The 14,136-nt window shown below is 69.3% G+C and carries 10 protein-coding genes, 2 tRNA genes and 1 pseudogene; 11 read left to right on the plus strand and 2 right to left on the minus strand.

The genetic code is table 11. The features are described 5' to 3' along the window. Nucleotides 1-12: 12 nt before the first annotated feature. The 3 genes and pseudogenes from gnd to ACH45N_RS01070 all read left to right on the plus strand — a co-directional run. Nucleotides 13-981: pseudogene (gene gnd, locus ACH45N_RS01060) on the plus strand (phosphogluconate dehydrogenase (NAD(+)-dependent, decarboxylating)); the annotation flags it as partial. Nucleotides 982-1,007: 26 nt separating this feature from the next. Further along, nucleotides 1,008-2,246 carry a DNA replication/repair protein RecF gene (recF, locus tag ACH45N_RS01065; protein ID WP_397390329.1) on the plus strand — a complete coding sequence of 413 codons (1,239 nt, stop codon included), beginning with the start codon at nucleotides 1,008-1,010 and terminating at the stop codon, nucleotides 2,244-2,246. 19 nt (nucleotides 2,247-2,265) lie between these two features. Beyond that, entirely contained in the window at nucleotides 2,266-2,781 is a 516-nt protein-coding gene (locus tag ACH45N_RS01070) for a DUF721 domain-containing protein (RefSeq protein WP_397390331.1), read from the plus strand. Between the two features lie 171 nt (nucleotides 2,782-2,952). Here the strand turns inward: ACH45N_RS01070 and ACH45N_RS01075 are convergent, their stop codons facing one another. Then, a complete protein-coding gene (locus ACH45N_RS01075) occupies nucleotides 2,953-3,759 on the minus strand; it encodes a hypothetical protein (protein ID WP_397390333.1) in 807 nt (268 codons plus the stop codon). A 587-nt stretch (nucleotides 3,760-4,346) separates the two neighbouring features. On the opposite strand from ACH45N_RS01075, the gene gyrB reads away from it, so the two are divergent. The 7 genes from gyrB (at nucleotide 4,347) to ACH45N_RS01110 (ending at nucleotide 12,351) form a co-directional block, all read left to right on the plus strand. After that, on the plus strand, nucleotides 4,347-6,425 hold the full coding sequence (gene gyrB, locus ACH45N_RS01080) for a DNA topoisomerase (ATP-hydrolyzing) subunit B (RefSeq protein WP_397390335.1): 2,079 nt from the start codon (nucleotides 4,347-4,349) through the stop codon (nucleotides 6,423-6,425). A 109-nt stretch (nucleotides 6,426-6,534) separates the two neighbouring features. After that, nucleotides 6,535-9,195 carry a DNA gyrase subunit A gene (gyrA, locus tag ACH45N_RS01085; RefSeq protein ID WP_397390337.1) on the plus strand — a complete coding sequence of 887 codons (2,661 nt, stop codon included), beginning with the start codon at nucleotides 6,535-6,537 and terminating at the stop codon, nucleotides 9,193-9,195. Then, a complete protein-coding gene (locus tag ACH45N_RS01090; RefSeq protein ID WP_397390339.1) occupies nucleotides 9,195-10,436 on the plus strand; it encodes a DUF3566 domain-containing protein in 1,242 nt (413 codons plus the stop codon). The genes gyrA and ACH45N_RS01090 overlap by 1 nt, the downstream gene beginning before the upstream one ends. A gap of 139 nt (nucleotides 10,437-10,575) precedes the next feature. Further along, a tRNA-Ile gene (locus ACH45N_RS01095) sits at nucleotides 10,576-10,649 on the plus strand. 35 nt (nucleotides 10,650-10,684) lie between these two features. Then, nucleotides 10,685-10,804: a DLW-39 family protein gene (locus tag ACH45N_RS01100; RefSeq protein ID WP_253874143.1), complete on the plus strand. Its 120-nt coding sequence runs from the start codon at nucleotides 10,685-10,687 to the stop codon at nucleotides 10,802-10,804. 12 nt (nucleotides 10,805-10,816) lie between these two features. After that, a tRNA-Ala gene (locus ACH45N_RS01105) sits at nucleotides 10,817-10,889 on the plus strand. Between the two features lie 259 nt (nucleotides 10,890-11,148). Continuing rightward, entirely contained in the window at nucleotides 11,149-12,351 is a 1,203-nt protein-coding gene (locus tag ACH45N_RS01110) for a beta-1,3-glucanase family protein (RefSeq protein WP_397390341.1), read from the plus strand. Between the two features lie 75 nt (nucleotides 12,352-12,426). Here ACH45N_RS01110 and ACH45N_RS01115 read toward each other — a convergent pair whose 3' ends face one another. Then, nucleotides 12,427-13,431: a hypothetical protein gene (locus tag ACH45N_RS01115; protein ID WP_397390343.1), complete on the minus strand. Its 1,005-nt coding sequence runs from the start codon at nucleotides 13,429-13,431 to the stop codon at nucleotides 12,427-12,429. A gap of 122 nt (nucleotides 13,432-13,553) precedes the next feature. On the opposite strand from ACH45N_RS01115, the gene ACH45N_RS01120 reads away from it, so the two are divergent. Beyond that, on the plus strand, nucleotides 13,554-14,093 hold the full coding sequence (locus tag ACH45N_RS01120; protein WP_285100572.1) for a peptidylprolyl isomerase: 540 nt from the start codon (nucleotides 13,554-13,556) through the stop codon (nucleotides 14,091-14,093). Nucleotides 14,094-14,136: the final 43 nt, after the last annotated feature.

Below are 14,136 nucleotides of genomic sequence, written 5' to 3' on the forward strand. Positions count from 1 at the left end.
CGCGCCCGCAACCCGACGTCAGCCAGCACCAAGGACGGCCGCCACGAGCGACCCCGTCGAACGACCCAGGAGGATTTCACGCACATGGTTACCCACATCGGTCTGGTCGGCCTGGGGAAGATGGGCAACAACATGCGGGCCCGTCTGCGCAAGGGCGGCATCGAGGTCACCGGGTTCGACCCGCGGCCCGAGGTGTCCGACGTCGCGACGCTCGCGGACCTCGCCGCCGCGCTCCCCGAGGACAAGCGGGTCGTCTGGGTGATGGTCCCGGCGGGCGAGCCCACCCGCGGCGTGCTCGACCAGCTCGGGGAGATCCTCTCCGAGGGCGACATCGTCATCGAGGGCGGCAACTCGCACTACGTCGAGGACCAGGAGCGGGCCGCCGAGCTCGCGAAGAACGGGATCGGCTACCTCGACGTCGGCGTGAGCGGCGGCGTCTGGGGCCTCGAGAACGGGTACGGCCTGATGGTTGGCGGCTCGGCCGCGGACGTCGAGACCGTGCTGCCGGTCTTCGACGCGCTGCGCCCCGAGGGGCCCCGTGAGGAGGGCTTTGTGCACGCCGGCGGCGTCGGTGCCGGGCACTACGCCAAGATGGTCCACAACGGCATCGAGTACGGCCTCATGCAGGCCTACGCCGAGGGCTACGAGCTCCTGGCCGCCAAGTCCGACCTGATCACCGACGTGCACGGCACGGTGCGGGCCTGGAGCCGCGGCACCGTCGTGCGCTCGTGGCTCCTCGACCTGATGGTCAAGGCGCTGGAGGAGGACCCGAAGCTCGCCCTGCTCGACGACTGGGTCGACGACTCCGGCGAGGGCCGGTGGACCGTGGACGAGGGCATCGACCTCGCCGTGCCGCTCCCCGTGATCTCCGCCGCCCTGTTCGCGCGGTTCGCCTCGCGCCAGGAGCAGTCGCCGGCCATGAAGGCCGTCGCCGCGCTCCGCCAGCAGTTCGGCGGGCACGCGGTGAAGTCGGCGGAGTAGCGGCCGGGACGTACGATCTCCTACCGATGTACGTCTCCCACCTCTCCCTGCTGGACTTCCGGTCGTATGCCTCGGCCGACCTGGAGCTCGAACCCGGGGTCAACGCGTTCGTAGGGCGCAACGGCCGCGGCAAGACCAACCTGGTCGAGGCCATCGGCTACGTCGCGACGCTGGGTTCGCACCGGGTCGCCACGGATGCGCCGCTGGTGCGGTCGGGGGCCGAGCGAGCCGTGGTCCGCACGCGGATCGTCCGGGGCGACCGAGCCAGCACGATCGAGCTGGAGATCACTCAGGGCAAGGCGAACCGCGCCCGGATCAACCGGGGCCAGCCGGTCCGGGCTCGGGACGTGCTGGGGGTCCTGCGTACCGTGCTCTTCGCACCTGAGGACCTCGCCCTGGTGAAGGGCGACCCGGACGGCCGGCGGCGGTTCATGGACCAGCTCCTGGTGCTGATGATGCCGCGGGTGTCCGCGGTGCTCTCCGACTACGAGCGGGTCCTGCGGCAGCGTTCGGCGCTGCTCAAGTCGGCTCGGTCGACCCGGCGCTCCGGTGGGTCGTCGCGGTCCGAGAGCTCGGCGGCCGCCGAGCTGGCGACGCTCGACGTCTGGGACGCACGACTGGCCGAGCTCGGCGCGGAGATCCTCTCGCTGCGGGTGCAGCTGGTGAATGCGCTGCGGCCCGCCGTCGCCGCCGCGTACGAGCAGGTGAGTGATGCGGACGGCGACGCGGAGATCGCCTACCGGTCGTCGCTACCGGCCCTCTCGGCGGACAATCCACCGGAGTTGTCCACAGCCTCTGGGGATAACTTTTCGGACGTCGGCCGCCTCCGTGACCTGCTGCTCGAGGCCCTCGTCGAGGCCCGGCCGCAGGAGCTGGAGCGTGGCGTGAGCCTCGTCGGTCCGCACCGGGACGACCTCGTGCTGACGCTCGGCGGACTGCCCGCCAAGGGGTACGCGAGCCATGGTGAATCGTGGTCGTTCGCGCTCGCGCTACGGCTCGCATCGTTCCGGCTGCTGGGCGGGGATCCGCAGAATTCGGCGGATTCACCCACTTTCTGGGACCCCGAACTGGGTACCGACGCCGACCCGGTGCTCATCCTCGACGACGTGTTCGCCGAGCTCGACGTACGACGACGGGAACGGCTCGCGGACCTGGTCCTCCCGGCTCGTCAGGTGCTCGTCACGGCGGCCGTGCCGGAGGACATCCCGACGGCCCTGGACGGCGTACGGTTTCACGTGGAACCCGGGACGGTGACCCGTGACTGACGAATCTCCACAGGGGCCTGTGGATAACTCTGAGCCCCCTCTGACGCCGCCGTCGGAGGTCGCCCGCGCTGCCCTCAACCGGGCGAAGGCGGCGGCCCGGGCCCGTGGCCTGCGGCCCGGATCCCCCTCGCGCCGGTCTCCCCTGGCCGAACCCCGGTCGAGCGGTTCGGGGCCAGGCGCCCGGGATCCACAGCTCCTCGGGGCGGTCGTCGGCCGGCTGCTGCGCGAGAAGGGCTGGACCGAGGAGGTGTCGGTGGGCGGCGTCGTGGGCCGCTGGCGCGAGGTGGTGGGTTCGGAGATCGCCGACCACTGCACACCCGAGACCTTCGAGGAGAAGGTGCTCGTGGTGCGCGCCGACTCGACGGCCTGGGCCACCCAGCTCCGGCTGCTGGTGCCGAACCTGATCCGGCGCATGGCCGAGGAGATCGGGGAGGGCGTGGTCGAGGAGGTCACGGTGCTCGGCCCGGCCGGCCCCGGGTTCCGGCGCGGTCCCCGGTCCGTGCGTGGCCCCGGCCCCCGGGACACCTGGGGCTGACCGGCCACCAGGCCCCGGACCACGATCCACGGGCCGCCCGGCTGCGGCCACCGTACGCACGCGCTCGGAGGAGGTCCGGAACGGGCCGCAGACGCACGAAGGGCTCCCCGGCCGAAGCCGGGGAGCCCTTCGTCGCTCGGCTACGCGGTAGCGTCAGCCAGGCGCTGTTGATCAGGCGTTCTGCTGCATCCGCTTGCGGGCCCAGACCAGGGCGACGCCACCGAGCGCGAGCAGAGCGGCGAACGCGATGGCGCCACCGACGGTCGCACCGGTCGCGGCGAGCTCCGCCGGCTCCTCAGCCGCGGGGCTGGGCGACGCGGACGGCTCGGCGGCGGGCGGCACGGAGGCCTCCTCGCTGGGCTCGACGGACGGCGACGGCTCCGGCTCGGGCTCGGCGCACTCTTCCTCGATCACGATGGCCTCGGTCGGCAGCAGCGCCGAACCGTCCTCCTGGAGCTGGTAGGCACCGAGCTCCTCGGGGAACGTGTACTCCTCCGAGTTGAGCGTGGCGACGATGCCGGCCTCGGTCTTGGTGTAGGTGATGGCCTCGGTGCTCTCCGGGATGACGACGTCGTCCAGGCTGGCGGCGCAACCGGCCACGGCCTCCGGGATCACCGGGGTGACGACCTCGGCGGGCGGGGGCGTCTGGCAGACACCGATCGAGCCGGACTCCGACCAGTCGTACTGCGTGCCGCCCTGGCCGTCGTAGGCGTCGACGGTGACGGTCCACTCGTGCGCCTTGTCGAGCGCGAGGTCCGGGTAGAGCTTCTGGAAGCCGTTGGAGAACTCGGTGTCCTCGACCGTCTGGCCGTCGATGACGACGGTGACCTTGGCCCCGTTGTAGTACTTGAGATCAACGTTCACGAAACCGCAGTCCGCGGAGACGCTCGGCGTGTGTGCGGAGGCGGGTGCGGCGCTGGCAATCATGCCGCCGAATGCCAGGATGGCGAGAGTTCCGCCGGCGAGAAGCTTCTTCACTCTGTAGCCCTTCGAAGTGAGAGTGCGCGTGCGCGCGCATGTGACCGGTCGGCGCTATTAGAGCAGAAAACGACAAATCAACGAAATGTCACCTTCTGCGTGCAAATTTTCTGACCTTCAACAGACGGCGACATGACGATCCGAAGGGCAGTGGCATGCCGGTACGTGCTCTCGACCAGTCGTCCCGGGCGGGCGTCGTCGAGGCCGTCGACCGCGACCGTCCGAGGACGGGACCGGACTCCCGGACGAGACCTCCGGCGAGGCCCGGATCGAGGCTCCGGAGGCCGTTCGGGAACCGCTTCCGGGTCCCAGAAATCACCCTGTGGAGAAAGGTTGTGGAGGAGTGGCTACAAACACCCCAGGATCCCGGGTTTTCGCCGCTCAGAAGGTAGTATGAGGGGGTCAACCGCGCCGGGTTCCCAGGAACGTCCTGAGGACCCGGAACGCTGAGCACCGACGAGCCGTCGGACTGTACGTGGCACCCGAGCACGGCATGGACCTCACCTGGTCCGAGCCGCTCGCGCAGCAGCTGGTACGTCCGTCGTCGTGCACATCGTGTGCCTGAAAGACGAGGAGCAACCCCGCCCGTGACAGAGCGAATCGACGGCGGCTACGACGCCGGGAACATCACAGTCCTGGAAGGTCTCGAGGCCGTTCGTAAGCGACCGGGCATGTATATCGGATCGACCGGTGAGCGTGGGCTCCACCACCTTGTGTACGAGATTGTGGATAACGCTGTGGACGAGGCCCTCGCGGGCCACGCCACCGAGATCGACGTGCGCCTTCTGGCCGACGGCGGAGTGCGAGTCTCCGACGACGGCCGAGGCATTCCGGTCGCCATGCACCCGACCGAGGGCAAGCCAACGCTTGAGGTCGTGATGACGATCCTGCATGCCGGTGGCAAGTTCGGCGGCGGCGGGTACGCCGTCTCCGGCGGCCTCCACGGCGTCGGCATGTCCGTGGTGAACGCGCTGAGCACCCGGTTCGTCTCCGAGGTGCGCCGTGACGGGTACAACTGGCGCCAGGAGTACACCGACGGCGGTAACCCGATCACCGGCGTCGAGAGGCTCGAGCCGCTCGGCCCCGACGAGCACACCGGAACCACGCAGACGTTCTGGGCCGACGGGTCGATCTTCGAGACCACCGAGTACGACTTCGAGACGCTGCGGGCCCGGTTCCAGCAGTACGCCTTCCTCAACAAGGGCCTGAAGATCACGCTCACCGACGAGCGCGCCGGCCACTCGTCCGCGACGGACGAGGTCACGGGCGCCGAGCCTGAGGCGACGGCCGACGGCGTCGAGGAGGTTGCGGGAGCCGACGGCCAGCCGGACGCCGAGGGCACGTCCCAGGACGCGGGTGCCTGGCGCACCGTCACGTTCAAGTACGACGACGGCCTCATGGACTACGTGCACCACCTCAACTCGGCGAAGCGGGTGGAGCTCATCCACCCCGACGTCATCTCGTTCGAGAGCGAGGACACCGAGCGCAAGATCTCGGTCGAGGTCGCGCTCCAGTGGACCAGCGCGTACAGCGAGTCGGTCCACACGTTCGCCAACACGATCTCCACCACCGAGGGCGGCACGCACGAGGAGGGCTTCCGCGCGGCGATGACCACGCTGGTCAACAGCTACGCGCGGGACAAGGGGATCATCAAGGAGAAGGACGAGAACCTCACGGGTGACGACATCCGCGAGGGTCTGACCGCCGTCATCTCCGTGAAGCTCGGCGAGCCGCAGTTCGAGGGCCAGACCAAGACCAAGCTCGGCAACACGGAGGCCAAGACCTTCGTGCAGCGTGTGGTCCGCGAGCAGCTCGTCGACTGGTTCGACGCCCACCCGAACGAGGCCCGCGACGTCATCCGCAAGGCGATCCAGGCCTCGCAGGCCCGGATCGCGGCGCGCAAGGCGCGCGAGGCGACCCGCCGCAAGGGCATCCTCAACGGCGGCGGCATGCCGGGCAAGCTCAAGGACTGCCAGTCCCGCTTCCCCGACGAGTGCGAGATCTACATCGTCGAGGGTGACTCGGCCGGCGGCTCCGCGGTGCGTGGCCGCAACCCGCACAACCAGGCGATCCTGCCGCTGCGCGGCAAGATCCTGAACGTCGAGCGCGCCCGCCTGGACAAGGCGCTGTCCAACGCCGAGGTCCAGGCGCTGATCACGTCCTTCGGCACGGGCATCGGCGAGGACTTCGACATCTCGAAGCTGAAGTACCACAAGATCGTGCTCATGGCCGACGCCGACGTCGACGGCCAGCACATCTGCACCCTGCTCCTGACGCTGCTGTTCCGGTACATGCGACCCCTGATCGAGCACGGCCACGTGTATCTCGCGCAGCCGCCGCTGTACCGGATCAAGTGGAGCAACGCCCCGCACGACTACGTGTACTCGGACCGGGAGCGCGACGCGTTCCTGGAGGCCGGCGCCGCGCAGGGCAAGCGGATCCCGAAGGACAACGGCATCCAGCGCTACAAGGGTCTCGGCGAGATGGACTACTCCGAGCTCTGGGACACCACGATGGACCCGGACCACCGGACGCTGCTGCAGGTCACCATGGACGACGCGGCCGCGGCCGACGAGATCTTCTCGGTGCTCATGGGCGAGGACGTCGAGTCCCGCCGCACCTTCATCCAGCGCAACGCCAAGGACGTGCGGTTCCTCGATATCTGATGTGGCGCGTCGCCGCTGGGTCCTGTCGGACCCAGCGGCGACCCCCGTCGAGCTGGTGACCCACGCGACGAAGTGACACGCCCAGCGGCGTGGAAAGGAAGTAAAGACGGTGACGGACGAGACCCCCGGCGTGGAGAACTCCGACGACGGCATTCCCCTGGAGGACGCGCGAGTAGCGGTCCACCACGGTCGTGTCGAGCAGGTCGACCTGCAGCTCGAGATGCAGCGGTCGTACCTCGACTACGCGATGAGCGTGATCGTCGGGCGCGCGCTGCCCGACGTGCGGGACGGCCTCAAGCCGGTGCACCGCCGCGTCATCTACGCGATGTACGACGGCGGGTACCGGCCCGACCGCGCGTTCTCGAAGTGCTCGCGCGTCGTGGGCGACGTCATGGGCAAGTACCACCCGCACGGTGACACCGCGATCTACGACACCCTCGTGCGCCTGGTGCAGGACTGGGTGCTGCGGTACCCGCTGGTCGCGGGCCAGGGCAACTTCGGCTCGCCGGGCAACGACCCCGCTGCCGCCCCGCGGTACACCGAGTGCAAGATGGCGCCGCTCGCGCTCGAGATGGTGCGCGACATCGAGAAGGGCACCGTCGACTTCCGGCCCAACTACGACGGGCGCACCCAGGAGCCCGTCGTGCTCCCGGCGCGCATCCCGAACCTGCTGGTCAACGGGTCGGCGGGCATCGCCGTCGGCATGGCCACCAACATCCCGCCGCACAACCTGCGCGAGGTCGCCGAGGGCGTGCGCTGGCACCTCGCCCACCCCGACGCGTCCCGCGAGGAGCTGCTCGAGGCGCTCCTGCAGCGCATCAAGGGCCCGGACTTCCCCTCGGGCGCGCAGATCCTGGGCCACAAGGGCATCGAGGACGCGTACCGCACGGGCCGCGGTTCCATCACGATGCGCGCGGTGGTGAGCGTCGAGGAGATCCAGAACCGGATCTGCCTGGTCGTCACCGAGCTGCCGTACATGGTGAACCCGGACAACCTGGCCTCCAAGATCGCGGACCTCGTCAACGACGGCCGCATCCAGGGCATCGCCGACATCCGCGACGAGACGTCGGGCCGCACCGGCCAGCGCCTGGTCATCGTGCTCAAGCGCGACGCCGTGGCGAAGGTCGTGCTGAACAACCTCTACAAGCACACGCCGCTGCAGGAGAACTTCAGCGCCAACATGCTCGCGCTGGTCGACGAGGTGCCCCGCACCCTCAGCATCGACGCGTTCGTGCGCCACTGGACCACGCACCAGATCGAGGTCGTGCGCCGGCGCACGGAGTACCTCCTCAAGGAGGCCCAGGACCAGATCCACATCTACGAGGGCTACCTCAAGGCCCTCGACGCGCTCGACGAGGTCATCGCCCTCATCCGGCGCTCCCCCGACGTCGACGAGGCACGCACGGGCCTGATGGACCTGCTCACGATCGACGAGCAGCAGGCCAACGCGATCCTCTCGATGCAGCTCCGCCGTCTGGCGGCCCTCGAGCGGCAGAAGATCCTCGACGAGCACGCCAAGCTGCGTGCCGAGATCGAGGACTACCTGGACATCCTGGCCAAGCCGGAGCGTCAGCGGATCATCGTGGGCGAGGAGCTCGACGAGGTCACCGACCGCTGGGGCGACGAGCGTCGCACCACGATCCTTCCGTACGACGGCGACATGTCCATGGAGGACCTGATCCCCGAGGAGGACGTGGTCGTCACGATCACGCGCGGTGGCTACGCCAAGCGGACGCGGACGGACAACTACCGCTCGCAGAAGCGGGGCGGCAAGGGCGTGCGCGGCGCGCAGCTCCGCGAGGACGACATCGTGGACCACTTCTTCACGACGACGACCCACCACTGGATGCTGTTCTTCACCAACCTGGGCCGCGTCTACCGGGCCAAGGGTTATGAGCTGCCCGAGGGCGGCCGGGACGCGAAGGGTCAGCACGTCGCGAACCTCCTGGCCTTCCAGCCGGGCGAGAAGATCGCCCAGGTGCTCGACATCCCCGACTACGAGGCCGCCGAGTACCTGGTGCTGGCCACGCGGCGCGGGCTGGTGAAGAAGACCCGCCTGAGCGAGTACAACTCGCCGCGGTCGGGCGGCCTCATCGCGATCAACCTCCGGGAGGACGCCGACGGCGACGCCGACGAGCTGGTCTCGGCCCGTCTCGTGAACGCGGACGACGACCTCATCCTCGTGTCGCGCAAGGGCCAGTCGATCCGCTTCCACGCGGACGACGAGTCGATCCGCCCGCTGGGCCGCGCGACGTCCGGCGTCACCGGCATGAAGTTCCGCGAGGAGGACGAGCTGCTGTCCGCCGACGTGGTGATCGACGGTGCCGACCTGTTCGTCGTCACCGAGGGCGGGTTCGCCAAGCGCACCCGGATCTCGGAGTACCGGATCCAGGGCCGCGGTGGCCTCGGCATCAAGGTCGCCAACCTGGTGGAGGCGCGCGGCGATCTCGTGGGCGCGCTCGTGACCCACGCGGATGACGAGGTGCTGGTCATCATGGAGCGCGGCAAGATCGTGCGTTCGGCCGTCGCGGAAGTTAACCTCACCGGCCGGAACACCCAGGGGGTAACCTTCGCAAAGCCGGACAAGGGGGACAGGATCATCGCCGTCGCGCGCAACGCGGAGCGTGAGGACGCGGGCGATGCGGTGGCTGTCACCGACGAGAACTCCGACGGTGAACCCGCCGAGCGGGTTACCGTGGAAGAGAATCCGACCCCCGACGAAGTTCCGAGCACCCCTGAGCAGGACAGCACCGGACGCGAGGACAGCTGATGACGAGTGACAAGAACGGGCACGTGCGCATCGCGACGCCTTCGCTCGAAGAAGACCTGGAGATCACCCGGGATCGCAAGGCCGTGACGCAGGACAAGGACGCGGCGGAGACCACGGGTGCGGAGTCGGCAGGGGCCGGCTCGGAGAACACCTCCACGTCGAACGGTTCGGCCACGGACAAGCCCGCCGACGGCGGCAGCGCGTCGAACGGCGCCGCTGCCGGCGCCGGCCAGGCCACGGGCGGCGAGAAGCTGTCCGAGCCCGTCGTGGTGGCCTCCCCCGCCGCGAAGGCGGACCAGCCCACGGAGACCAAGGCCTCGAAGCCGGCCGCCGCGGGCGACTCGGCCGTCCCCACCACGGGCGGGGTCTGGCGGTCCGCCTACGAGGCGGGCAAGCAGGGCAAGGAGCAGAAGCCCGCCGCGGAGTCGAACGGCGGGTCCAAGGACTCCGCGGGTCTGGTCTCGGCGATCGGGCGGGCCTCGACCAAGACCGATACCGCGGCGTCGCAGAGCGCACCCGAGGCAGAGTCGGACGCGAAGTCGTGGAACCGGGTCCCGGCGCCCGGCACACCGGGCGGCGCCCCGGCATCCGCTCCGACGGGAGCCGCGGACGGCGTGAAGGCCGGCGCGATGAAGGCCGCCCAGGCCGCTCTCGACGCGGCCCGCAGCGCGGCGAAGAAGGTGTCCTCGATCATGCCTGACGATGATGGGCAGACGGCGGCTCAGAACGAGCCCAGGCCGCGGCCCGAGATGCACTACACCGCGGGTGGCGTGCGCGGCACCGCCGCTCCGGTCGGTACGCCCGCCGACGGCACGCAGGGCCAGCCGACGCACCCGGCGTCGACTCCCACGCCCGAGGTGCCGCGTCCGGCCCCCGCCGGCCCGCGCCGCGTGCGGCTCGCGATCTCCCGGGTCGACCCGTGGTCCGTCATGAAGCTGGCGTTCCTGCTGGCCGTCGCGGTCGCGATCATGACCGTCGTGGCCACGGCGGTGTTCTGGTCGGTGCTCAACAGCCTCGGCGTCTTCACCACGGTGCAGAGCTTCGTGGAGGACGCCGTGGGCCCGCAGAGCAACGTGAACCTCACCCAGTTCGTGGAGTTCCCCCGCGTCATCTCCCTCGCGACCCTGATCAGCATCTGCAACATCGTGCTGCTGACGGCGATCGCGACGATCATGGCGTTCCTGTACAACATCACGGCAGCACTCGTCGGCGGCGTGCACATGACGCTGACCGACGACTGACCAGCGCTGCCAGAGCGTTCTCGTGCGTTCTCGCGCACGGCTCGGCGCACGTCACACCGCGGACCATCATTTCGGTTTGGGACATCGTCCCGACCTGGGGTAATCTCCAGTGTCGCAAGAGCGTGCGTAACGCTCGTCCGGGGCTATAGCTCAGACGGTTAGAGCGCTTCCCTGATAAGGAAGAGGTCGGAGGTTCAAGTCCTCCTAGCCCCACTCCCGGACCTGCAGAGGCTCCTCAGGAGGAACTCGTGAAGAAGCTGCTGATAGTGCTGCTGGCGGCCGGCGCCGGCTACGTCCTCTGGCGCAAGCTGAGTGAGGACGCGGCTGGCCGCGATCTCTGGTCCGAGGTCACCGACTCTATCGACTGAGCGGCCCTCGTCGGGGCCATGGCGCAATTGGTAGCGCACCTGCTTTGCAAGCAGGGGGTTGGGGGTTCGAGTCCCCCTGGCTCCACCCTGACCGAAGCCCGGATTCGTCCGGGCTTTTGTCGTTCCCGGGGTCGGTCGGCCCGCTCTTCCATGGTCGGACACCGCAGGTCCGAGGGATCACGCAGGCCCGTGTAGGGGGATACCCGTACGTTCGGCCGGTTCGGCGAATTTTTCACCCTCGATCGGCCCTGGGCTACTGACAAGGCAGGACCCCTTCCATATCGTCGAGCGCGAGGGGCAGCACCACCCAACTGTTCGGCCCCTCGTGATCCGAGGAGGACAGCGTGTCCCTGACCAGGAAGCTCATCGGCACCGCCGCCGCAGTGACAGCAGCCCTGTCGGCTGCCGTGGTCGCCACGCCGACAGCCACCGCCGTGCCCGACACCATCCCGCTCACCATCACCAACGACTCAGGTCGGGGCGACCAGGTGTTCGTCTACGTCCTGGGCGAGACGGGCGGCCAACTGGGCTACGCCGACGCGCAGGGGATCTTCCACCCCTGGCCGGACGCCGGGAGCGTCCCCGAGCCGGCGCCGGACGCGTCGATCGCCGGTCCGACGGACGGGCAGGACGTCACCATCCAGATGCCCAAGCTGTCGGGCCGGGTGTACTTCTCCTACGGCAGCAAGCTCGACCTCAAGATCGTCAACGACGGGCAGCTCGTGCAGCCGGCCGTGCAGAACCCGAGCGACCCGAACCGCGACATCCTGTTCAACTGGACGGAGTACACGCTCAACGACTCCGGGCTGTGGATCAACAGCACGCAGGTCGACTTCTTCTCCGCGCCGTACCAGACGGGCCTGCGCTCCTCGAGCGGCGAGCTGCTGCGCACCGGGATGCTCAAGCCCGACGGCTGGGACAACGTCGTCACGTCCCTCTCGCAGCAGGACGGCTGGGACGGCCTCGCGCAGACCGGACCCGACGGATCCGTGCTGCGGGTCCTCTCCCCCGGCCACGGCGTCGGCACGGGCCAGGTCGACGCGAACGTCCTGTCCGACTACGTCGACCGCGTCTGGACCAAGTACGCGAGCGAGACCCTCACCGTCGTCCCGTACGGCGACCAGCCGGACAAGAAGTTCCTCGGGACCGTGTCCGGCGACACGATGACGTTCACCGACACGTCGGGCGCCGTCGTCACCACGTTCCCGAAGCCGTCGGGCGAGTCGATCTTCGGCTGCGCGGGCGACCTCGCCGCGCCGAACAACGACATCGGTGCCATCGCACGCACGCTGTGCGCCGGGTTCAACCGGTCCTCGCTGCTCGACAGCAGCACCCAGCCGACCCAGGATCCGGCCGGCTTCTACCAGGACTCGGTGACGAACTACTACGCCAAGTACATCCACGAGCAGATGGCGGACGGCAAGGCCTACGCGTTCGCGTTCGACGACGTCGTGGCGCAGGAGTCGCTGGTGCACGACGGTGACCCGACCGAGGCTTTCATCCAGCTCGACCCGTTCGCGGGGGCGGCCACGCCGATCGGCGGCTGATCGCGACTCGTACAGGACAGGAGGGCCCGGCCGTGTCGGCCGGGCCCTCCTGGTGTGCATGAGACGTGCTGGGGGTCAGCCGCTCTGCTTGCTCTCCCCCGGCGGGACCTGGTCCACGACCGGCTCGTCCTTGGCGGGCGGAGCCGGCTTGGCGTCCTTCGGCTCCGTCGCCTTGACCGGAGTCTCGGGACTGTCGGAGCTGGCCTTCTGCGCGGCGTCGGACACCGCGCTGCTCGCCTTCTGCGCCGTGGACCTCGCGGCGTCGATGACGGGAGCGGCCTTCTCCTTGGCGGCGTCGATCACCGGGGCCGCCTTCTCGAGCACCGGACCGGCCTTCTCCTTCGCCGCCTCGAACGCGGGGCTCGCGGCGGAGTAGGCGCGGGCGCCGAGGTCCTTGGCCGTCTGCGCGGCCTTGGCCCCCGCCTCCTTGCCCTTGGCGATGGCGGAGCCTGCTGCCGAGCCGACGCCGGAGGAGTGCTTGGCGGCGCCGTCGGAGTAGTCGGCTCCCGAGCTCTGTTCCCAGGGCTCGGCCCACGGGTCGGTCTGGGGCTGCGCACGCTTCCAGAACACGTAGCCCGCGACGGCCGCACCGCTCGCGGCCAGCGCGATGAGCCAGCCCTTCTTGGAGCTCTTCCTGCTGGCCTTGTCCGCCGCGTCCGTGACGGTCTCGGCGAGCGAGGCCTTGCCCTGTGCCGCCGCGGCGTTGGCCGCCGCGACGTTGAACGCGGAGACCATCTTCGGGAGCAGGTCGTCCACGAGCTTGTCGTGCGCGGAGTCGATCAGGGGCGCTGCCTTGCCCGCCACCTTCTCGACCTGGGGTGCGGCCGCCTGCAGACTGTCCTGCCAGGCCTTCTCGGCGCGCGGTGTGAGCCATGCGATGAAGTCGTTCACGCGGGGCTGGGCCCAGTCCTTCGCGTTCGAGGCCCGGTCCTTGGCCTGGGCCGCGATGGACCCGGCCTGCGTCGCGGCCTTGGAGCTGACGTCGGAAAGCAGAGCCGTGGCCTCCGCGGCCCTCTCCTTGACCTTCTCGGTGTCGATCTTGCTCGTGTCCACGTAGTCGGTCACCTTCTTGCGGGTCATGTAACTCCCCCCGAACTGTTCAATACTCCTCAAGGTGCCACTCTGCCATCGCCTGCCGTTACTGGCGAGGGCGGGCTGCGCCGCTGCAGCAACTGCGGGCCGCTCCGTGGGAGGATTGATACATGTTCGCAATCCTGCACACCACCTCCGGTGACATCCGCATCGAGCTCTTCCCGAACCACGCGCCCAAGACTGTCGAGAACTTCGTCGGCCTCGCGACGGGTGAGAAGGCCTGGACGGACCCGCGCACGGGCGAGGAGCGCAAGGACCCGTTCTACGACGGCCTGATCTTCCACCGCGTCATCGACGACTTCATGATCCAGGGCGGCTGCCCGCTCGGCACGGGAACCGGCGGCCCGGGGTACACGTTCAACGACGAGATCCACCCTGAGCTCCAGTTCAACGAGAAGTACATCCTCGCGATGGCCAACGCCGGCAAGCGCCGGAACCCGGTCACCGGCGAGATCGAGGGCACCAACGGCTCCCAGTTCTTCCTCACCACCGCGGAGACGCCGTGGCTCAACGGCAAGCACACGATCTTCGGCAAGGTCGCGGACGACGCGTCGCGCGAGGTCGTCGACAAGGTCGGCAAGACGCGTACGCGTCCCGGCGACCGTCCCGTCGAGGACATCGTCATCGAGTCGGTGACCATCGAGCCCTGAGCCGCCGCGGCGCTCGCGCCGCCGGACAGTACCCGCACGACCC

It is taken from the genome of Promicromonospora sp. NPDC019610 (assembly GCF_044389365.1).
GTDB lineage: Bacteria > Actinomycetota > Actinomycetes > Actinomycetales > Cellulomonadaceae > Promicromonospora.

Bases quoted from the DNA above. Each gene is read 5' to 3' on its own strand.
- ACH45N_RS01090 (WP_397390339.1), top strand. From the start codon at position 9,195: ATGACGAGTGACAAGAACGGGCACGTGCGCATCGCGACGCCTTCGCTC.
- ACH45N_RS01120 (WP_285100572.1), top strand. From the start codon at position 13,554: ATGTTCGCAATCCTGCACACCACCTCCGGTGACATCCGCATCGAGCTC.
- recF (WP_397390329.1), top strand. From the start codon at position 1,008: ATGTACGTCTCCCACCTCTCCCTGCTGGACTTCCGGTCGTATGCCTCG.
- ACH45N_RS01115 (WP_397390343.1), bottom strand. From the start codon at position 13,431: ATGACCCGCAAGAAGGTGACCGACTACGTGGACACGAGCAAGATCGAC.